The sequence below is a fragment of the Acinetobacter larvae genome (assembly GCF_001704115.1).
GTDB lineage: Bacteria > Pseudomonadota > Gammaproteobacteria > Pseudomonadales > Moraxellaceae > Acinetobacter > Acinetobacter larvae.
The window spans coordinates 1,067,895-1,090,729 of record NZ_CP016895.1 but is presented as its reverse complement, the minus strand read 5'-3'; the positions used below and the strand labels follow the sequence as shown (position 1 = coordinate 1,090,729).

The window sequence follows — 22,835 nt, the reverse complement described above, 5'->3', positions numbered from 1 at the left end:
AAAGAACAAGTCACCAATTTAATCAGACACCATCAACACAATCCGACCCACTCAGCTGTTTTGATGTTGCTGTAGTGGGGAGGAGGATATCAACGCTGGTGATTAATGTTGCACAATACGGGTCATATAACCATTTAAATAATATTGGAACTGCACGGGATAACTCAGTTGTAATGCAATTGCCAATGCCGCTGGATCACGTACTGGATAAGATCCCGAAACACGGATATTCCGGATATTCGAATCGACATAAAAATAATGGGATTGATAGCGATTCATTTCGTCGATCAAATCTTGTAGGGTAATATTATCCGCCATATACATCCCGTTTTCCCAGGCATATAAATTGGTTTCTATGGTTTGCTGCGGATAAAAATGTTGGGCATCAAAACACACTTGTTCACCACGATGAATCGTCTGCTCCGCGGCACTTTGTTTTAAACGAATACGCACAGCACTTTCCACTACGGCCACACAAGTTTGCTCAGCATGTTGTTTTAGCATTTTGACACTAAACACCGTACCCAATGCCTGTATATCTGCATAGGACTGATTTACGATAAATGGACGATAAGCTCTATGTTTTTCCGCTGCGGTCCGCACCATGATTTCACCATAATGCAGCTGCAATTGCCGTGTGGTTGCTGAATAGTGACTGTCCAAGGCAGTATTGGTATTTAAAGTCACTTCTGTGCCATCCGCCAGCTCAATTTTCTTTTGCTCACCGACGGCTGTGCTATATTCAGCCGTGATTTGATAACGCCAACTTGAAGTCCAAGCAAAAATACTGACCGCTCCCACAGATAACAGCAGCAGCAACTTTCCAGTCCAACGATACGGATTAAACTGCTGGCTCTGCTCTAAAATCGGTGCGTAATTTTCAGGTAGACCATTGAGACTTTGCATTAAGGTTTGTGCTTTATGCCAAGTCCGTTGATGTTCCTTACTTTGCTGACACCAGTGCTGGAGCCTTTGCTGTTCTTCAGGGCTTAAGGGACCATTTTGGATCTTTACCATCCATTCAGCGGCTTCCGTCAGTAAGCGCTCTTGTTGTTTCGCCATAACAAGATATTTATTCCATTACACTCAAACATTTAGCCAAAACACTGACCACATCACGCATGACTGTACGGGTCGAAACCCCTAAACGATCAGCAATTTGTTGCTGTGTTAAGCCTTCAAGTTGTGACCAAATAAAGGTTTGACGTTGTCGCGCTGAAAGCTGACCAAGTAGCTGATAAATAAGATATAACGCTTCTACCGCAGCCGCAGTTTGCTCTGGGGTAATTTCATAATATTGGGGATGCTGTGCTAACTCATCTAAATAAGCTTTTTCAATCGCTTTACGTTGATACCAGTTGATTAAAATACCTTTGGCAACTGTGGTGAGTAAGGCGCGTGGTTGTTCAAAATGCAAACGGTCTTGCTTTTTCAACACACGTAAAAAAGTATCATGTGCCAAATCCGCTGCATCTTCGGCATGGTTAAGTCGGCGCCTTAACCATTGATACAACCACGTGTGATGATCACGATATAAATGATTGAAAGAATCAGACATGACTTCAATAAGGGAGAGATTAATGAATGAAGACTATCTTAACAAAAATCAAGGCAGATAAGAATTATTATCTTTTAAAAATGATTATCTGTTCAAGTAATCCAACAACAATGTCAGGTTAATAGGTTCATGTTAATCATCGTAACGCTTCCCCCATTCTTTAAAAGGATGCTCACCACGCTTAAAATCATGACCTCATTTAAACGTGGTTCGGCGAGTTAGATCACCTTAGACCCTTTAGACTCTTTAGAGCTGTTAGCGAGGAATGGCTAAATCTTTATTTAGAATTTATGGCTAATACTCAACTTTAAGGTGCGCCCGGGTGCTGCCATTGAAGAACGTGTTAATGGATCGATATAAAATTCATCCGTTAAATTGGTACCGACCAATTCAAACACCGTATCCTCTTGTAGACGATAATTTACATAGGCATCGAGTATAATCATCGAATTCCAAGCCAAAGGTGTATTGGAGTAATAACTGATTTCGGTACCATTGTAGTTCTTGGTTTCTGGATTTTCATATTTATGCATATAACTCGCGCGTGCACCTAACTCTAACTGCTGATCAAACCAGCGCCCACCAACCGTCCAATGAGCCGAATACTTTGGCGTTGCCATCGACAATAAATACCCCCCCACAAAACCATCATCGACACAACGACTTATTTCAAAATTATGGCTCATCCCCAAAAGCATGGCTGAATGCTCATCACAGACTTTGTTCTGTAAATTATAATTGGCACTGAAATCGGTAAAAAAGCGCCCATTATCAAAACGACTTTGTAGCTCCAAACCTTCAATGGTATGGCTGTCAACATTACTAAAGACCAGTGTCGGGCTACGCTCAATCGCGTTTTCAGTTTTGTTGTGATAATAGGACAGTTTGATATCGGCAAAACTACTACTTTTAAATAAGTCAGAAAAATCGTGAATATAAGCCACTTCATAATTATGCGCATGTTCGGGTTCAAGTTTATAGCCACTTTGACTGCCAGAAAACCCAATGGTGCTTTCAAACATACTGGGCATACGATAGGCTTCACTATAGCGTAGATATATTCGGCTATTAGAACTAAAATTGACCGTTGCTGACAGCGTTGGTGTCCATCCATGATCTTTCTTTTTCTGTACCCCTGTTTCAGTGAGATCAATTACATCATATTCTGTCCCCGAAAATGCCACACGTTGATAATCGGTAGCCGTTACCGTGCCATTTAAAAATGGGTTATTGGCAACAGTATATTTACCACGCTCATCCGTTTTATAATTAACCTTATTTTTTTGCTTATATACGACACGGATAAATTGTTCTTGGGTTTGCGCTGGTGTATAGCCATAGCTATTGACCAATTCCCATAATTCTTGTTCCCGCTCAGGTGTCATATCCTCCCTTTTGGTGTAATACTCCATTGCTTTTGAGGTCTCTTTCCAAACCTTAGCAAAGCTAGCATCACCGGCATTGACTTGATCTGCTAAAAACCGATCAAATGCCCAATAATTTTGGTATCGCACCCCTGCATTTAACGTTAGCCAGTTGCTCGGTTGATAATGAACATTAACATTAAATTCGCGTTCTTCTCGTTCTCCAGCTCTGGGGAGCATTTTAAAACCTGCATTGCTTCCCGTTGTATAGGGGTCACGATACATATCTTCTGAACTTAATTTTTCTTTTTGAAAACTCCCGCCAAGGGTCAGATCTAAATGAGAGAACAAATTAAACTTATTGCTTATGGTTACACCTTGCCGCGTATTATCGGCATGCGCAACCGCACTGTTCACAAATATACCAAGCTCTTTATTGGCATCATTGGGAAAACCACCCGCACTATAGGTTGCGCTTTGGGTATCGGTACGCCAAAGGTTAGAATAAAAATCGATCAGTCGACTCCCCTGTGGCTGATATTTATATTCGAGATTATAGGCTTTGGCATCGGTATGACTCAGCGGCCATTGCGGCACACCAGTTTTATCTTGTACCAAGCTATCCCAGGCGATGCGTGAGGGTAAAATCTCACCATTGGTGATGGCGGTATCTCGATAACCCAATTCTAAACGCTGTTCATCTGTGGGCTTCCAAACGGCCTTGATTAAATAAGATTCAGTTTCCAAAGATGTATTGGGTACTTCGGTGCCTGCTGGATAAACCTTTGCTAAATACGGCGTATAATCAAATCGCCCCTGCACCGGTTTATCATAATAAGCACTGCCACGTTTACCCGAAAAATGATTGCCCTTATTGCGATAAGCATAAGCTGCCAATAATTCAAATTGCTCAGTCCGTCCAGCCAAAGCAATACGCCCAGCCACATCATCACCCGAATAGAGACTATTTTCACGGCTGCTTCGAACCGGTTTAAATAAACTTGGGTCATAGAACGGTTCAAACAGGATATTATTACCGAACTGATAAGCTGGTGGATAATTGGGATTATCGTAAATACTTTGTCCAGTTAATAATTGCGGTTCGCGCGGTTTAACGGCATTACTGCTGGTTTCAACTTTAATTTCACCACCAAAGTTTTTACCTGCTTTTAAAACATCATTGACCGACAAGGTACTAATCACCACGGCACCGCCCACCCCCGAATTGACATTACGGGTCAATGAAGGACCTTTAATAACCTGCAAACCACCAATCAAGTTGGGATCAATATAACTGCGGTTATTGGCACCATTATAACCACGCCATACGGTTAAAGCCTGTTCGGTACCATCGATTAAAACAGGAACACGCCCCGGTCCTTGTATACCTCGAATACTTGGATCTAGAGCGCCACTATTACGCGCATCCCCACTATAAACACCCACCATGCCTTTAAAAAGATCGGCTGGTTGTGCACCTTTATAACGCTCGATTTGTTCTTTACCCGCATAAACACTGGAAATATCGTCGCTATATACAGCGTTATAGCCTTGAGTATCTCGATCAACCACACCATAAAGCGTAATAGGACTCAGTGTTAAGATTTCTGAAGGTGCTTCTGGGCTTGCTTCTGCACTTAATACAGTGTGCATCTTATCTTCTGACTGAATCGCTGTGCTTAAAGCTGTTTTATGTGACTGAATGGCTGCGGGTTTTTCAATTATCGTCCATACCGCGCCATTTTTTTGCAGACTCAGATTACGACCTTGTACTAAGCGCTGTAAAGCTTGCTCAATGGTATATTGCCCAGATAAAGCTGAAATATGATGCTGATCAAGTGCCGAACTGGCGTAGACAATTTGAATATTGGCTTGTTTTGCCAATTGCTCTACAGCCTGCGCCAAAGGCTGTGCGGCTAAATGAATATTCAATACACGATCATCAGCATGGAGCGCCGTAGTATATAAAAGACTACTGACCAATAAACTCATGACTTTGAGTTTCCATTGCCGCTGAGCGCTCTGAGCGTTTCTATCGGATTCCAAGCGCATATCTGCCCCTCTACAAATGATTTTTCAACTGCTTCATTTGTATTACCGTTTTGCAGTGCCGCACTGTATACCTTCAAACAAGAATTATTTTAAAAAATACTTCTTTTTAAGAATACTTAAAAATAACCTTCAATAAGCGATTTACGCCATTTACCGTAAAATATAGCGCCAATCAACTTTTAGCTCTCTAATCATTAGCCCTCTAATCATAAGTTATCGCAGCGATTTGCCACTGCCCAGATTGAGGATCTTGACGCACCTGCAATGGGCTAATCTGTGGCAATATCTGCATAAATTGTTCAGCTTGGTCGAATTGAAAACGTCCGGAAATTTTAAACTCACGACTCAGTGCATCATGCAACTGCACATCAACTTTCTGATAACGCTGAAATGAAGCAATCACTTGTGCTAATGGCAATGCTTTAAATTGTAAATAACCCTGCTGCCATGCCGTCACCTGATCTAAATCTTTGACTTGATATAAACTTAAGCGTTGCCCTACTTGTTCAACAGCCTGTTGTTGCTCTAGCTCCAACGCAGCCTGTTGCGGTTGATCGACGATAGAAACACGTACTTTACCTTGCAGCACCGTGACTTGGCTGTGTTGAGCATCAAAATGCCGAACATTAAACACGGTACCAATATCTTCTACCAACAAAGAACCAGAACGTACCATAAAAGCGCGCTCGAAGGGTCTAAGCCAAGTGTGCGCATAGTGCTCCACCTCAAAACTTGCTTCCCCTTGATAGAGTTCAATATTTTTCGAACGCAAACGATATTGCACCTGCATACGTGTTGCGCTGTTGAGATGAATGCGACTACCATCTTTCAATTCAACACCTTGAGTCTGCCCAAGCGCGGTTTGCAAATGTTCAGTCTGATAGACCGGGTTAATGGCATAAAGCAAAATACCCGATAGAAAAATAGCAGCAACCATTAAATGCCGCATGTGCTGATGCAAACGACGTTTTTTCGCACGTTGAATAATCTCATCTTTACTGGGTAATTGCGCCAAAAGATGATCTTCTATGGGGGCGATCACATCTTGTAGATCGCGTAAAGCATAGGCATGTGCTTTGGCCGATTCAGCATTGGGTTGCCGTTTCATGATGCAATATGATCCTGCTGTTGAAATAAGATCGGTACCAATAACTGTAAAGCACGGTTGAGATGCTTATTAATCATTGCTCTTGAAATACCCAGTTCTGCTGCCGCTTCATGCTGAGTTAAATGATAGAGTTGGGTTAAAATAAACACCTCTTGGCAAGCCTCGGGTAAAGCGTGTATCGCCTGAACGACAATGTGTTGATATTGTTGTTTGGCCAATGATAACTCGGGCAATGTCAGTCTTTGCTCAGCCACAATTTCCACCTGCTCCGACCAATCTAAATCCTCATCGATATATTGACGGCGTACCTGATCACGTCGATATAAATCAATCGCCAGCTGCAAACTTATATGTTTGAGTAAGGGCAATGCAGCATGTAAGGAATTAAAATCATCACGCTTTTTGGTTAATATGCGCAAGCATGTTTCTTGTACAACTTCAATGGCGAAATTTCGGTTGCCAAAACGGCGATGAATATAATTGACCAGCTCATCATGATGTACGACCAAAGCATTGATCATTTGTTGTTGAGGAATGGTCATAAGCAGGTGATACACTTTTAAACGAGAATGATTATTATTAGTTTAAATTTAGCATAACTCAAGGGCTGCCCACAGTTTATTGCAAATTATTTTATTCCGAATTATTCCAAAAAAGTTTTCAAATACTTTGGCTTGCCTTTTTACAACTCATTTAAAATTGCACAGCTCTTCGCTCTCAACCGATTAAAAATTAGCCTAATGACAGCCGCAAATACTGTAGCATTATTTAAAAAACAATTTAAAGAACATCGCGTCTTGTTTGTATTTTATCCAAATATTCGGTTATGATTCGAGGCACAATCATTCAAATTTGCATAACTTTGCATAACAAGGAAATTATGTTTTCACTCATTATTATGTTCATTGCTGCGCTGATCACTGCCGTAATAGCTTGGCTATTCCCCAATAACAACTTCTACCTGATCGGTTTAATTGCTGGTGTATTATTTTTAATTCCAAGCGCCTTCAAACTCAATAAGCAATTTAAAAAACTGAAACTTTATAAAAATTCTTTGTCCAGCGTCGATGAAAAAACCAAATCATTATATCGCCATAATATATTTACGCGCCTGAGTCTACTCTGTCCATTATTATGCTTAGGTGTATTACAAATGGTCATCGGCATGCAGATCATGGATATAGGTTATTCATCCTACGAACCCTTTTTAGGCTGGGTTAGTCTATGGCTATGTATCAATGCGCTGCTGATTTTCTGCTATCACTTCAATTACCAGCTACCCGAATATATTGCCAATTTTGATGAGCAAGCATCGCCATAACCTAATTTAGGTGCTGCAAAACTTTACGCAAAAAGTTTAGCTAAAAAAATACCGAGCCCACACACTGGCTCGGTATTTTATGCACTATTTTTATAACAATAAGGTCTTACCACTTATAACTGACTTTGCCATAATAAAATGCACCATTGAAACCAAAAGGTGAGAATTGACTATAAGGTAAACTCCCCCCTGTCGGTTGATTAATATCATAAACATCCTGATCAGGATAAACATCGGTAATATTATCGCCGCCCACAGTGATATTCCATTGATTCAGCTGGTATGACAAGGCGAGATCTAATAACCATTTGGCGGAAAATTTTTGATCCTTGGCTTCCCCTGCATTATTAAAGCTTTTAAAACTACCATAGCGCGTCAAATTGGTATGAATCAGAAAATTATTAATTTTATAATCATTTGCCAAACTGAGTTTATGCTCTGGCGTACTCCCTGCCAATAAACCATATTGTTCACGACGATCTAAACGCGTCAAATTAATGCCCAAAGCATTTAACACCTCAGGGTTGGCATCAATATCCGTGACTTTATTTTTATTGTAGTTATACGCCAAGGATGTGGTGAGTTCTCCATAAGGTAAATGCTGCCATTGATAATTGACAACCAAATCTATCCCACGGGTACGGGTATCACTGGCGTTGTTAAAATAACGTACGGAACCAAAATTGCTATCGGTAATACCATGTGCGGCTAAATACTGTTTTACCGTTGCACTGCTTGCATCTATGTTTGAAGATAAGCTAATACGACCATCAATATCAATTTGATAAGCATCTAAAGTAATATAAAGTTGATCTGTTGGCGTAAAAACCAAACCTACACTATAGTTTTTGGACTTCTCTGCTTTTAAATCTTCAGCACCCAATAATTGTGCGACCGGCGCATTACTCGGAAAGGTTCCTGCTTCTGTCATTTGTGCATTGACCAATTGTGATGAGGTCTGGGTAAAATATTGTTGTGCTAAGCTCGGCGCACGAAAACCTGTCGAAACACTGCCTCGCAGTGCAAGTGCAGGATGCAAGCGATAACGTAGTGATAATGATGCATTATTGCTATCACCAAAATCATCATAATGCTCATAACGATAGGCCGTCGATGCCGCTAAACGATCGCTAATATCTGTCTCTAAATCCAGATAAGCCGCATAACTATCTCTAGACCATTTGCCTGCATCGGCTTGTCTAAATCCAGCCAAACCAGATGCACCACTTTTATAATATGATGCAGGATCACCTGCTTTAATTTGATATTGTTGTTTTAAATACTGCGCACCCAAAGCAAGATTTAAAGGCGTTGCCAAGACGGCTATTGGAATCTCTCGCGAAAAGTCAGCATTGATGACAGTTTGACTATTTTTTAATGCGCCATTATAAAACCCCAAAGGCGTACTGCCTGTATCTTTGTATAAATCGACATTGACGGTACGTGTATTCAGATCATATTGGTTTAAGCCATAATTCAGCGAAGCATCATAATGCCAAGCCCCCAAATCACCACGTATACCTGTTACCGCGGCAAAATCATCTAATTGTCCTTTTACAATCGGCAAATAACCGTCTGGATATAAAGCTGGAATATTATTACTGGCATTGCTGAGTCGATAGAAACTAGCTGTTTCGGCATTACGGTGACTATAGGTAGAAAAACCATAAAGTTCTGCTGCATCAGAAAATGCATAAGCAGCATTAACGGCAGCTTTCACTTCATCTGATTTAGGATCACCAAATTTAAAGCTTCGTTGTCCATAGGTGCTAGACGTCGCATCACGGCGGTCCAAACCGGCACGATTGGTTGCTTCATTATCTTGCCACTCACCACTAAATATCACATAGCCATGGTCATTTAAATCAGCACCACCAGAAATATAGCTTTGTTTTTGCTCGCCATCGCCTTTATTATGCACACCATAACGTAGTCCAACTTCCCCCTGAGCTGGGTCTGACTTTAAAATAATATTAATCACCCCTGCAATCGCATCGGAGCCATAACGTGCAGATGCCCCTTCTCTTAGCACTTCAATGCGACTAATTGCACTCATCGGAATCGCATTTAAATCGGTTGGGGCTGAACCACGCCCTACTGTTCCACCTAAATTAATAAATGCACCACTATGACGACGTTTTCCATTCACCAAAACCAACACTTGATCAGGTGAAAGCCCTTTTAATTGCGCTGGGCGAACCAACTCAGTCCCATCCACTACGGTTGGGCGAGGGAAATTAATCGATGGAATAATACGAGACAGTGCCGTGCCCAATTCACTGCTGCCAGTACGCTCACTTAACTCCTGCGCACTAATCACATCAATCGGTTGTAACGACTCAGTCTTGGAACGTTTTAAACTACGCGTACCAGTCACAACAATGGTATCTAAGGTTTTTATCTCGGATGTCGTATGATTTTCTGACTGAGCAGAAGCGGTAGAATATAGCGCTGACCAGACCACAGCACTCATAACACTCAACCTAAATTGTTTTGGGAGATGGATAGCCATTACTGTTTTGAAACTCTTGTATTTAATCTTTACTGCATACTAAGCAGTATTTTTTTGTTCACAAAACAAGTATTAAGCATAAGTTTAGACAAAAATATGAAAACGCCATGCTTAAAATGCTCACTACATTTTAATTCTCTATAAGCCACCTGTATTCAATCCGCCAGCCCTCAAAATAAATAACTAAAAGCTGGCATAAGCCATTTAAAATTTCTTTTCGAAACTTAATATCCATTGTTTGATGACTCTGGAATATAAAGCATCGATATTACTGTCGACATCATCCATTTGAAAGCTCAGTTTGGGTTCTACTCCCATAAAATTAAACTTTTTATATCCCAAAGAAAGTACAGCATTTAAACGATCATCTTCACGTTTATATTGAAATACTGGATTATTTTTATTGTAATGACGTCGCGCCCATTGTATTTGTGTGAGCACATTGATGCCATTATCCCATTCTTTGCTAAGTCCAAAATTTACACCATATTGCTTAAAAGATTCACTGTCTAATTTTAGATTTTCTTGTTGTCCTATAATGCCAGCAAAAATAGCAGTTTTCGGTGACCATAAATAGACTAGTGTCGGTGATATGGTTAAAGTATTGCCATTATAAGCAGCATAAGCTGAGTTTTTATAAGACTTATCTGACCACCGAGTATATAACGACGCCTGCCAACGTGGGCTTAACCAATGACCAGCACTTGCAGCGATGCCATAATTGTCCAGATAACGAGTTTGGTCTAACCAACGCCATTCGAATGATGGACCAATATAGAACCATGATTTTGCATTTTGCCATTTATATTGCAAATCAGCATTGATTGCATGTTCATCAAAGTCATGTGCGCTGGCATAATTTAACCCATCTACGGAAGTACTCCAACTTATAAAATGGTTGGTCTTGATATTATAGTCCTGCTCTAGGCTTAATGCATAATTACTGCCGACTGAAGATTTAGGCATATAACGTGGATCTTTTTTTAAAATAAGATTTCCTATTTCCAAATAAACATTATCTGTTGCTTGGTTAACATTATCATTATGCAGCAATCTGAATTTTACTTTACTATTTATTCTTTCACGTTGTGATACTTGTTTTAAAAATTGCTCTGACAAAGCTCTAAATTCTTGAGAAACTTGTGGGTTATCTCGAGTTGCTTGCAATTGCCGCTCAGCATCTCGATATTGTTTATTTTCAAAGAACATGACGCCCAAATCAAATCTGACATAATCTAAACTTGCATCACGTTCTAACATCTCACGATATTGTGCAATCGCTTGTTGATAATGCCCTTGATAACGCAATAATCCACCTTGGGCATAGAATACCAACATTTCATCATGCTGAGGATGCTGCTTATAAATCGCTAAGACTTGTTCTACCGTCGTCCAATCACGACGTTGAATTGCTGTTTGAATAATAATTTCAGCAAATTGAGGATTCTTTTTTAAATCCTCATCACTGAGTTCAACATTTGCATGTTTTGTTTTTTCAGTTTGTGCATCTAAAATAGCTTTTTGTTGTTCATTCAGTTCATGTGCTTGATTATTCCAATTAGGCTTTAATATCCCCAGATTATCTAAAGGTTCAGGGCTTAAACGAGATGATGTCTCTGCCAATATCTCACCACTAAATACGATGCAACATATTCCGCCAATAATCACTGTTTTTAGTTTTAAAAAGTAAGTTAAACAATGTAGTTCTTGAAAGGCTAATCGGCTTAAAGCATGCATGCAAACAAAATTCCTCTAATACTTATTTTCAAAATACATCATGAAAAACCCATTGATGTCTAATCAATATAAAAATCTAAAACAAAGACAATCAATAGACCATCAAGCAAATGATAATCATTTACTTGATGGTCTTTAAAAAAAAGGCTGTCGTTGCCTAACTTCCGTGGATCAAAACATTAAGGGTTTTTGGTACCCGCGATACCATAACCGCCAATCAATGCTTCCAGCTGACCGCCATGAATTGCACCGGCAACCTCTGCAGCATTAGGACCATATAATCCAATATCATATTTAGAACCACTCAATGATTCAGTTTGATTGCTTGCAACATCCTTAATATTTAAACTTGCTGAACCTGATGCTGGGTTTAATTTACCACCTGAAGCTGTAAAATTGACTTCATGCAATGTACCAGATAACTCAAATGGTCCCACACCTGGGCGGTTACCCGTTACACCAGTAAATGAACCAGACCCTTTTACTGTACTGCCGTTTACGTTGACATTATAATTGAGTTGACCTTCAGTCCCTTCAATATGATTAAATACTGTACCGGTATAGTTATAGCTTGCTTGTGCTGGTAAAGTACTTGCCAATGTCGCCTCTCCAGCCACATCTCGTATAAAACTACGGTCTGCATTGCGAGGAGTAATATTACCGATAACCGCTGAATAGCTCTGTTTATAAATACGATAAATACTATTATCCGATGTACGATAAAAACCATTTGTACCATATGGTAAAGAACTTAAATCAACATTGGTACTACCGGCACCGTAGACCTTATTATTGTAAGAAAAAGTACCTTGATATTTATTATCAAAGGTAAAGTTTTGGAGACTTTGTCCAAATCCTACATCTGCTGAAGCAAGTGAAGCTGTAAAAATCGATGCTGCAATCAAACCCATTTTAAATAATGATTTATTTAACATTCTAAACTCCATTGTTCTAAGAACTATATGATATATAACTTTTAAGATATTCCGTTTATAATCTATATTATAAACTCTTACTAAAACTAAAAATACTCTTTAAATGCCATTAATTCTCCTATCTAGTTAAAATTTAAAATTCAGCGAAACTGTTGCTGAACGTGGTGTACCATATAAACTTGCTAAGGAATTTGTCTTATATGATTTATCAAATAGGTTATTGATATTTAACCCAGCACTTACATAATCATTAATTTTATAACGACCCATTAAATCAACCACCATAAAACTTCCTTGAGATAGAATACTATTGACATCCATTTCTTTACCTTGGGTTGTTAATAAATTAGCTTCTTGAGTTGTTTTACTTTTCCAACGTAAAGATCCGCCAACTGTTAAATCATCAATCACTTTATAAGATGTCGTCAAGTTAATAGCATGTTTTGGTCTTTCATAACTATAATCACCATTTGTCATGCTCAATGAATTTAAGCGAGCATAACCATCGACAGGTTGCTCTATATGTAAATAAGTATAGCCAGCGTGAATTAGCCAATCAGGTGTAATCTGACCTTGTGCAGTTACTTCAAAGCCTGTAACCGTTGGTCCATCAGCAGCATATTTTGGAACACATGTGCTTGTTGATGCATCACTTTCTACATTTGTACATGTATAGTTTTTTCCATTTTCATCTTTGGGTACGCCGCCAAAATAATTTGTTGCTACATTTTCTTCTTTCATTCTAAATATGGCAGTTGAAAGATTTAAAGTGTCATTAAATAATGAGCTCTTCAATCCTACCTCATAAGAGTTACCTTCAATAAATGGTAGAAAATCATCATATATATCTTTCTTTAATTGTGTCTTATAAATACCAGTATAGCTACCATAAATGGTAGTGTTTTCTGCTAAATCATAAATTAAACCAACATAAGGAACCCATTTATCTTTTGGTTTATAATTATAAGCATAATCATCACTTGGATTACTCTTTAAATAATAGTCTGTATAAATATTATAATGATTATAGCGTGTACCCAATATAACTTTTAATCGTTCTAAAGGCTCAAACTTTGTACTAAAAAAATAGCCATATTGACGTTCTGTACGATCATAATATGAATTACGATAATCATCTATTGGGAATTGACCATATTTTATTTTAAAGATACCACTATTCTCTGGATATGGCATAGCACCATTATTCCAATCATCTAAGCTTACACATGGATTAACATTGGTTGTTCCAACTCTACATGGTTGATAAATCTCATTATTATAAATAGGATCGAAAGTTTTAGATTGATAACCATTTATACCTGTGGCAATCTGTGCCTCTCGACCAAATAAATCAAATTTACCCATTAAGGTCATATCTAAATTATGAATATCTGAATTAGGTTTCTCTCGTCCTATACTATAACTTGCTGTATTATATTCTTCATTATACCAACTAGAACCGATCACTCCCCATTTACGGTCTGGAGTACTTTTACTATATTGATAATTGGTTGAGAGCTTCCAGTTATCATTAAATTTGTGGTCTAAAGTAATAAAACCATTCCAATTACGAATGTGCGCATAAGACCAATCGGTTGCCGCATTCCAGTTCCGACCACCATCAAACACACCATTTGCTACCGATTCATCTACCACTGCACTGGTCATATGTGGGCTTGCTGCATCAACATCTTTATCAAAAAATGTTCCGCCTAATGCCAGTGTCGTTTGATCTCCTAGATCTGCTTCTATAATCCCATAAAATATTTTCGACTCTTCTGACAGGCGGTCGATATAACTATCTCCCTGACTATAAGCCGCGACAAAGCGCCCTCTAATCGATGCATCTTGATTAAAGGGCTGAGAAACATCCAGCTCTACTCGCTTTTTATCCCAACGACCATAACTTAATTTCGCACTACCTTCCGCTTCTTTACTTGGTCGCTTACGGACAAAGTTTATACTCCCTGATGGATCACCCGTTCCTGTACTTAAACCCGTAGACCCCCGAGTCACTTCAACGCGATCATAGATAATCGTGTCATAACCTGCCAGTAACTCCATACCACGTGAACCACTGATTAAAGTCGGATTACCATCAACCATAACATTACTGATTTCATAACCCCGAGAATAAAATGTCGCGCGCCCTGCACCAGGGACACCAAAGTTTGAAACGGTAATGCCTGGCGTCGCCTCTAATACATCATTCACATTTTGTAGATTTTGTTCTTCTATTTGTTTCTGCGTGATAATGCTGATGCTTTGCGGGGTATCTTTTAATGCCAAATCGAGTTTGGTCGCACTGCTTGAACGACTCACGGTATAGTTATTTTTAGATTGATCCGCCAAACTCTGACTGGCACGTAATTCAATCACTGGTAATGCATTGGCATCATCTGTAATCGGGTTTGCTGGATATTGCATCGCTTGATGCTGGGGCTCAGCAGATGGCTGGGCTTTGGGCTTTTCTACAATCATATAACCCAACTGCGTTTTTTGAGCGTGCAAATTACTCTGCTCTAGCAGTTTGGCAAAGCCTTGCTCTACACCATAACTTCCGATTAAACCACCGCTCTTTAAACCAGTTAATTTTTTATTGTCCCCAACCAACGCAACTTTAGACTGTAAAGCGAATTGGTTTAATGCCGTTACCAAATCTCCAGCCTGAATATTATAGTGTTGCACACGTATTTCATCTGCCATGACCACTGTAGAGGTTGTCAGTACAGCGACAGTCAATGCCATATGAATTGCGACAGCCATCGGTTTTAATACAAAGCCAAATGGCTTATGTTTATTTTTCATTACACTTGCCCCAACGCAAATTGTGTCAATTTTCATGTTTCGTTATAACTAGGACACTTGAGCGCAATACGGTGGGACATAAAATACTAAAATATTTTTAAAAAAATTATAAATATATGTTTTAGCAAGCTATTTTATTTTTAGGTTTTTAAAAACTTAGACTGAACATTTACTTGAAGGCTAAATTTAATAATTATACTTTTATGCTCAATCTTTCAATGCAATATAAAAAGACCATCATCAAATCACAATCAATCGTATAATGGTCTTTTAACATTAACTCAAAATTTTAACCATTCTACTGCCTAGTTAAAACTTAGAACTTAATGAAATCGTAATATTTCTAGGCTCGCCATATAAGCTCGCCATATAATTACGTTTATAAGATTTATCAAATAAATTAGAGATATTTAGACCAGCAACAAGATGCTCATTTATCTTATAACGCCCCATAAGATCGACGATAATAAAGCTACCTTGATTACCTACTTGATTATATAAATAGTCTTTATTAGAACTACAAGACTCCGTACCATCAGACTGTATCATACAACCACTGAGTCCCTGAGTTGTCTTACTTTTCCAGCGTGCAGCACCACCAATCGTTAAATCATCATTTAACTGATAACTTGTGGAAAAATTTATGGCATGTTTGGGTCGCTCATAACTGTAAATTCCTGAAGTCATAGCATAAGAAAAGCCATCTTGTTTTCTGCTGACTCTATCTACATGTAAATAAGTATAGCCAGCATTAATTAACCAAGCTGGCGTAAGTTGACCTGCTGCACTTATTTCAAAACCAGTAATTGTTGAACCCTCATCTACAAACTTAGGGTCACACTCTAATCCCCCTAAGGGATTAGTACATCTATATTGTTGTCCAGTTTCAGGATTTACGGGCACCATAGCATAATAATGCGGGGTATTTTCTTCCTGCATTCTAAAAATTGCTGTATGTAGATTTAATGTGTCATTAAATAATGAACTTTTAACTCCCATCTCATAGGAATTACCTTCTACAAAAGGTAAAAACTCATCATATAAATCTTTTTCAAGCTGGGTTTTATAGATTCCTGTATAACTTGCATAGGCGGTCGTATTTTCAGTTAAATCGTAAATTAAGCCTGCATAAGGAATCCACTTATCTTTTGGTTTATAATTATAAGCATAATCATCACTTGGATTACCCTTTAAATAATAGTCTGTATAAATATTATAATGATTATAGCGTGTACCCAATATAACTTTTAATCGTTCTAAAGGCTCAAACTTTGTGCTAAAAAAATAGCCATATTGACGTTCTGTACGATCATAATATGTATTACGATAATCATCTATTGGAAATTGACCGTAAAACATTTTATATACACCACTTGTATTCTCTGGATATGGCATTGCACCATTATTCCAATCATCTAAATTCACACATCCTTGTTTTGTTTTTTTTCCTTCATGACATTCGATATAAATTCTTGTCCCATAAATAGGATCGAAAGTTTTAGATTGATAACCATTTATACCTGTGGCAATCTGTGCCTCTCGACCAAATAAATTAAATTTACCCATTAAGGTCATATCTAAATTATGAATATCTGAATTAGGTTTCTCTCGTCCTATACTATAACTTGCCGTATTATATTCTTCATTATACCAACTAGAGCCAATCACTCCCCATTTACGGTCTGGAGTACTTTTACTATATTGATAATTGGTTGAGAGCTTCCAGTTATCATTAAATTTGTGGTCTAAAGTAATAAAACCATTCCAATTACGGATATGCGCATAAGACCAGTCGGTTGCCGCATTCCAGTATCGACCACCATCAAATTCTCCTCGACTTAAAGGATCACTACTTGCTCCAGATGTCATATGTGGGCTTGCTGCATCAACATCTTTATCAAAAAATGTTCCGCCTAATGCCAGTGTCGTTTGATCTCCTAGATCTGCTTCTATAATCCCATAAAATATTTTCGACTCTTCTGACAGGCGGTCGATATAACTATCTCCCTGACTATAAGCCGCGACAAAGCGCCCTCTAATCGATGCATCTTGATTAAAGGGCTGAGAAACATCTAGCTCTACTCGCTTTTTATCCCAACGACCATAACTTAATTTCGCACTACCTTCCGCTTCTTTACTTGGTCGCTTACGGACAAAGTTTATACTCCCTGATGGATCACCTGTTCCTGTACTTAAACCCGTAGACCCCCGAGTCACTTCAACGCGATCATAGATAATCGTGTCATAACCTGCCAGTAACTCCATACCACGTGAACCACTAATTAAAGTCGGGTTACCATCAACCATAACATTACTGATTTCATAACCCCGAGAATAAAATGTCGCCCGTCCTGCGCCAGGGACACCAAAGTTTGAAACGGTAATGCCTGGCGTCGCCTCTAATACATCATTCACATTTTGTAGGTTTTGTTCTTCTATTTGTTTCTGCGTGATAATGCTGATGCTTTGCGGGGTATCTTTTAATGCCAAATCGAGTTTAGTCGCACTGCTTGAACGACTCACGGTATAGTTATTTTTAGATTGATCCGCCAAACTCTGACTGGCACGTAATTCAATCACTGGTAATGCATTGGCATCATCTGTAATCGGGTTTGCTGGATATTGCATCGCTTGATGCTGGGGCTCAGCAGATGGCTGGGCTTTGGGCTTTTCTACAATCATATAACCCAACTGCGTTTTTTGAGCGTGCAAATTACTCTGCTCTAGCAGTTTGGCAAAGCCTTGCTCTACACCATAACTTCCGATTAAACCACTGCTCTTTAAACCAGTTAATTTTTTATTGTCCCCAACCAACGCAACTTTTGACTGTAAAGCGAATTGGTTTAATGCCGTTACCAAATCTCCAGCCTGAATATTATAGTGTTGCACACGTATTTCATCTGCCATGACCACTGTAGAGGTTGTCAGTACAGCGACAGTCAATGCCATATGAATTGCGACAGCCATCGGTTTTAATGCAAAGCCAAATGGCTTATGTTTATTTTTCATTACACTTGCCCCAACGCAAATTGTGTCAATTTTCATGTTTTGTTATAACAAGGACACTTGAGCGCAATACGGTGGGACATAAAATACTAAAATATTTTTGAAGAACTATAATATTGGATTTCTGGGATTCATTTATTTTGTAATCTTCCATTTACCCCATAAACTTTTTTCTACTTTTAAATTAAAACTCTTACTCAGCAAATCAATACCATCATCATTTAATGGCAATGTTGCACTAACTTTCACATCTTGTAAGGATTCTGCCTCAAATGTGATCCCCATTGAAGAATAGGTTTTTAATATGCCTAATACATGTGATAAAGGCATATCTTGCACCACCAACATATGTTGCTGCCATGCCTCTTCAAATAAGGTCGTTGGAACATTTGTCTGTGCAATCACACCTTGCTTATTTAAAATAAGCTGCTGCCCAGCAGCAACAGTTATAGCGGGATGTTTATCTCTATTTTCACCCAGTAATTCAACTTTTGTTTTTGACTCCAACATGGTTAAAATCGTGACATCATCATAATGATGTATAATAAAGCGCGTTCCCAATGCTGTAATCTTGGCATTTTTAGTTTTTACAATAAATGGGCGCTGTGCATCTTTAGCAACGTCTACTAAAATATTGCCACGGTATAAATCAATTAACCGCTGCTGCTGATTAAATCGAATATCATAAGCAGTCGTTCCAGAAATCTTTATTTCACTATGATCACTCAGTAGCTGTTCTTGCCATTGATCATAAGTGGTTTTGGTATCTGCAAACCATTGTTGCGTTGGTAAAACTTTCCAACTCATAGCCAATATCATGAGGGTAGAAAATAAAATCAGTAATGCAGAGCGACCATTCCATAAAAAACTTTGCTCTAATGTATTCGATATTGCTTGTGGTGTATTTTGTTGCTTTAACTGATAGAAATTACCTAAGGTTTTTTCTAAAGCTTGTAATTGTTTTAAATGTTTTGGATTTTGCTGCAGCCATTGCTCAAATGCTTCTTGATCAGCATCTGTTCGATCATCGCTGCTCATTTTGACCAGCCATAAAGCAGCCTGTTGCATTATTTGCTGCTTTTCAGTCGCATCAAAATCTTGTTGAAGTGCCATTTAGTGTAACTTCGCCATTTCAATATGACAAAATACTAAAGCTTCTGCCAAATCTCTCTGTATAGTTTTTCGGCAAACATTAAAATGTACCGCAATCTGAGTTTGTGGAATATCCTTTATATAATGCATAATCATCGCTAATCTCTGCCGCTTTGGTAAAAGCGCTAACACACTTGCAACGCGATCAATGGTTTGCATTAAAATAAATACATGCTCTGGGTCAGCAACAAGCTCCTCTTGTTGCTCCGCTAAAAATTTTAAATAATTTTCTTCAATTTTCTGACGACGCCAATGATTCAATATTAAATGTTTAGCCGTCGTCGCTAAATAAGGGCGTGGCTCTTTAATCTGAGTAATCGTTTCAGGGCTAACAAAAATTTTAAGGAAAGTATCTTGAAGAATATCTTCTGCTTGATGCGCGGAACTTAATTTACGACATAACCAGTTATACAACCAATGATAATTTTCTAGATAAAATTGATTGAATTTCGCCTTATTCTGTATATTTATAGTCAAATTAGAAAAACTAGACATCTGATGAGCCTTTTGTTCATTCTGTTACAAGGACTTTCGAAGTATATACATAAATGATAATTATTATCAATAAGTAATTAAGATTTTATCATCGCTTAAAATTACAACGCATCCGTCGTTTTAAATGAAAAATGCTCGTATTTTTTTTTGGCTGTGTTACTATGTCTCGGTACTTTGGGGGTGTTATTGGCTTCGACGCTGATGATGAAACTCATAGATGCATGCCGAGAGCGCATTTCCTCTCGTAAATAAAATTTGCATTTAAATAGTCGCAAACGACGAAACTTACGCTCTAGCTGCCTAAGGGCCGCTTGTCCGCTTCACTGAATACTTGTGGTCAGTGAACCCGACCGAAGCGAACGCACACAAGTCCGTATAGAGTCAAGCCTCGGGGCTTTATACCAAACTTAGAGGATCGCGTTTTGTACCCTGTTCGTCGGGTCATAAAATGTTAAAACAATAGACGATATCTAAGCATGTAGTATTCTCGAGCGTAGTGTTGGCGGACGCGGGTTCAACTCCCGCCACCTCCACCAAATATTAAAATCAATCTTAATCATAGTTTATCAAGATTGATTAAAAATACTAGAAAAGCCTTAAGCCACAACGGTTTGAGGCTTTTTTATTGCCTGAATTACACTAAACTCGATCATGCTCAATCATTGATAATTAATCTTTATCAAGCTAATCTGTTATGCAAATGTTATACAGTATAACACCATGCTTTCAGATGCTCAGTAGAAATTTAAAACCCCAAGATATGGCAATACTCCCAAAAAATAATTGAACTTAAAAGTAGAAAATCTAAAGTATCTGATATTCACGGCAGAGTTCGTACTTCGCATGAATATTTCAGAGAAAAAACTTTATGGGCGAATTAAAGACGGGCGTACCAGAGAAACAATTAAAGATGAATGCAAAAATTACTAGCTAAATAGCGATATTCTCATGTGCATCACGAACATTAATGAAAATAACCAAGCAGATATATCTGCATGAAAATTAAAAAAAGAAAAGGTCGCATGGTGCGACCTTTTCTTTACAGTCAAAACACAAGTGAGTAAGACTGTAAGTAAACATCTATTCAATTTAAATATAATTAATATATTTAAATATCTTAGATATTCAATGGTTGGCTTACATCATGCCGCCCATTCCACCCATGCCGCCCATATCAGGCATAGCTGGTTTGTCTTCAGGAATATCAGTAATCATACATTCTGTTGTTAACATCAAGCCAGCAACAGATGCAGCATGTTCAAGTGCTGAACGTGTTACTTTCGCTGGGTCAATAATACCCATTTCAAGCATATCGCCATACACGCCAGTTGCAGCATTATAACCGTAGTTACCTTGACCTTGTTTCACAGCATTGATGACTACTGATGGCTCGTCACCAGAGTTAGCAACGATTTGACGTAGAGGTGCTTCAATGGCACGACGTAGAATGCTAATACCAGCATTTTGATCGTCATTAATACCACTTAAACCATCAAGTGCCTCAATTGCGCGAACTAATGCAACACCACCACCCGCAACAACACCTTCTTCTACTGCAGCACGTGTTGCGTGTAGCGCATCGTCAACACGGTCTTTCTTCTCTTTCATAGCAACTTCAGTCGCTGCACCGATTTTGATGACTGCAACACCACCTGCCAATTTAGCAACGCGCTCTTGTAGTTTCTCTTTGTCGTATTCAGAAGTAGACTCGTCGATTTGTGCACGAATTTGCGCAACACGATCTTCGATTTGAGCTTTATCGCCAGCACCATCAACGATTACTGTATTTTCTTTAGAAACGGTAACTTTATGCGCAGTACCAAGATCTTCTAAAGTTGCTTTTTCTAAAGACATACCGACTTCTTCAGAAATCACATTTGCACCCGTTAGGATTGCAATATCTTGCAACATTGCTTTACGACGATCACCAAAACCAGGCGCTTTCACAGCACATACTTTAATGATACCGCGCATATTGTTGACCACAAGTGTCGCAAGCGCTTCGCCTTCAACGTCTTCAGCAATGATCAGCAATGGTTTACCTGTTTTAGCAACAGCTTCCAAAGTACCAATCAATTCACGAATGTTGCTGATTTTTTTGTCAACTAACAAGATGAACGGGTTTTCTAGTTCAGCAGTTAACGTGTCTTGTTTGTTAGCAAAGTATGGGGAGATATAACCGCGGTCAAATTGCATCCCTTCAACAACATCTAGTGCATCTTCAAAGCCTGAACCTTCTTCAACTGTGATCACGCCTTCTTTACCAACTTTTTCCATGGCTTGCGCAATAAGTTTACCAACAGTTTCGTCAGAGTTAGCAGAGATCGAACCGACTTGCTCAATCGCTTTGGTATCAGAAGCAGGTTTTGCAGTTGATTTGATATGATCGACAACTGTTTTTACTGCAAGGTCAATACCACGTTTTAAATCCATTGGATTCATACCTGCAGTTACAGATTTGATTCCTTCATTTAAAATCGCTTGTGCAAGGACTGTTGCAGTTGTTGTACCATCACCTGCGATGTCATTGGTTTTTGAAGATACTTCACGCACTAATTGCGCACCCATATTTTCAAATTTGTCTGTTAAGCTAATTTCTTTGGCAACAGTTACACCGTCTTTGGTAATATGCGGCGCACCGAAAGAACGGTCAATTACGACGTTACGACCTTTAGGTCCCAAAGTTACTTTTACAGCATCGGCCAAGGTATTTACCCCAGCAATCATTTTTGTACGTGCTGAATCACCAAATTTTACGTCTTTAGCTGACATGTTTATCACTCCAAA

Annotated in this window: 14 protein-coding genes and 1 other RNA gene; 2 read left to right on the top strand and 13 right to left on the bottom strand. The window is 38.7% G+C overall.

Annotation, left to right across the window (positions count from 1 at the left end):
* Nucleotides 1-102: 102 nt before the first annotated feature.
* The 5 genes from BFG52_RS04880 to BFG52_RS04860 form a co-directional block, all read right to left on the bottom strand.
* Nucleotides 103-1,062 carry a FecR family protein gene (locus tag BFG52_RS04880; protein WP_067553224.1) on the bottom strand — a complete coding sequence of 320 codons (960 nt, stop codon included), beginning with the start codon at nucleotides 1,060-1,062 and terminating at the stop codon, nucleotides 103-105.
* Nucleotides 1,063-1,072: 10 nt separating this feature from the next.
* Complete coding sequence (locus BFG52_RS04875) at nucleotides 1,073-1,558, bottom strand: sigma-70 family RNA polymerase sigma factor (protein ID WP_067553222.1); 486 nt, start codon at nucleotides 1,556-1,558, stop codon at nucleotides 1,073-1,075.
* 281 nt (nucleotides 1,559-1,839) lie between these two features.
* On the bottom strand, nucleotides 1,840-4,974 hold the full coding sequence (locus tag BFG52_RS04870; RefSeq protein WP_081408621.1) for a TonB-dependent receptor: 3,135 nt from the start codon (nucleotides 4,972-4,974) through the stop codon (nucleotides 1,840-1,842).
* A gap of 202 nt (nucleotides 4,975-5,176) precedes the next feature.
* Nucleotides 5,177-6,082, bottom strand: a complete 906-nt coding sequence (locus tag BFG52_RS04865) for a FecR family protein (protein ID WP_067553218.1) — start codon at nucleotides 6,080-6,082, stop codon at nucleotides 5,177-5,179.
* Entirely contained in the window at nucleotides 6,079-6,624 is a 546-nt protein-coding gene (locus tag BFG52_RS04860; RefSeq protein WP_067553216.1) for an RNA polymerase sigma factor, read from the bottom strand. Before BFG52_RS04860 ends, BFG52_RS04865 begins: the two co-directional genes overlap by 4 nt.
* Before the next feature lie 338 nt (nucleotides 6,625-6,962).
* Between BFG52_RS04860 and BFG52_RS04855 the strand changes: the two genes are divergently transcribed.
* Nucleotides 6,963-7,403 carry a hypothetical protein gene (locus BFG52_RS04855; RefSeq protein WP_067553214.1) on the top strand — a complete coding sequence of 147 codons (441 nt, stop codon included), beginning with the start codon at nucleotides 6,963-6,965 and terminating at the stop codon, nucleotides 7,401-7,403.
* A gap of 106 nt (nucleotides 7,404-7,509) precedes the next feature.
* On the opposite strand, the gene BFG52_RS04850 is transcribed toward BFG52_RS04855, so the two are convergent.
* The 7 genes from BFG52_RS04850 to BFG52_RS04820 all read right to left on the bottom strand — a co-directional run bounded on the left by BFG52_RS04850 (nucleotide 7,510) and on the right by BFG52_RS04820 (nucleotide 20,048).
* Nucleotides 7,510-9,915, bottom strand: a complete 2,406-nt coding sequence (locus tag BFG52_RS04850; RefSeq protein WP_067553212.1) for a TonB-dependent receptor plug domain-containing protein — start codon at nucleotides 9,913-9,915, stop codon at nucleotides 7,510-7,512.
* A gap of 204 nt (nucleotides 9,916-10,119) precedes the next feature.
* On the bottom strand, nucleotides 10,120-11,652 hold the full coding sequence (locus BFG52_RS04845) for a surface lipoprotein assembly modifier (protein WP_067553210.1): 1,533 nt from the start codon (nucleotides 11,650-11,652) through the stop codon (nucleotides 10,120-10,122).
* Nucleotides 11,653-11,831: 179 nt separating this feature from the next.
* The gene (locus BFG52_RS04840) at nucleotides 11,832-12,587 is read right to left on the bottom strand and encodes a factor H binding protein domain-containing protein (protein WP_067553208.1); all 756 of its coding nucleotides are present in this window, start codon (nucleotides 12,585-12,587) and stop codon (nucleotides 11,832-11,834) included.
* Between the two features lie 126 nt (nucleotides 12,588-12,713).
* A complete protein-coding gene (locus BFG52_RS04835; RefSeq protein ID WP_067553206.1) occupies nucleotides 12,714-15,395 on the bottom strand; it encodes a TonB-dependent siderophore receptor in 2,682 nt (893 codons plus the stop codon).
* 309 nt (nucleotides 15,396-15,704) lie between these two features.
* Nucleotides 15,705-18,404 carry a TonB-dependent siderophore receptor gene (locus BFG52_RS04830; RefSeq protein ID WP_067553205.1) on the bottom strand — a complete coding sequence of 900 codons (2,700 nt, stop codon included), beginning with the start codon at nucleotides 18,402-18,404 and terminating at the stop codon, nucleotides 15,705-15,707.
* A 132-nt stretch (nucleotides 18,405-18,536) separates the two neighbouring features.
* A complete protein-coding gene (locus BFG52_RS04825) occupies nucleotides 18,537-19,514 on the bottom strand; it encodes a FecR family protein (protein ID WP_067553203.1) in 978 nt (325 codons plus the stop codon).
* A complete protein-coding gene (locus BFG52_RS04820; protein ID WP_067553201.1) occupies nucleotides 19,515-20,048 on the bottom strand; it encodes an RNA polymerase sigma factor in 534 nt (177 codons plus the stop codon).
* 176 nt (nucleotides 20,049-20,224) lie between these two features.
* Between BFG52_RS04820 and ssrA the strand changes: the two genes are divergently transcribed.
* Nucleotides 20,225-20,584: a transfer-messenger RNA gene (gene ssrA, locus BFG52_RS04815) on the top strand.
* A gap of 601 nt (nucleotides 20,585-21,185) precedes the next feature.
* Here ssrA and groL read toward each other — a convergent pair.
* A complete protein-coding gene (gene groL, locus BFG52_RS04810; RefSeq protein WP_067553199.1) occupies nucleotides 21,186-22,820 on the bottom strand; it encodes a chaperonin GroEL in 1,635 nt (544 codons plus the stop codon).
* Nucleotides 22,821-22,835: the final 15 nt, after the last annotated feature.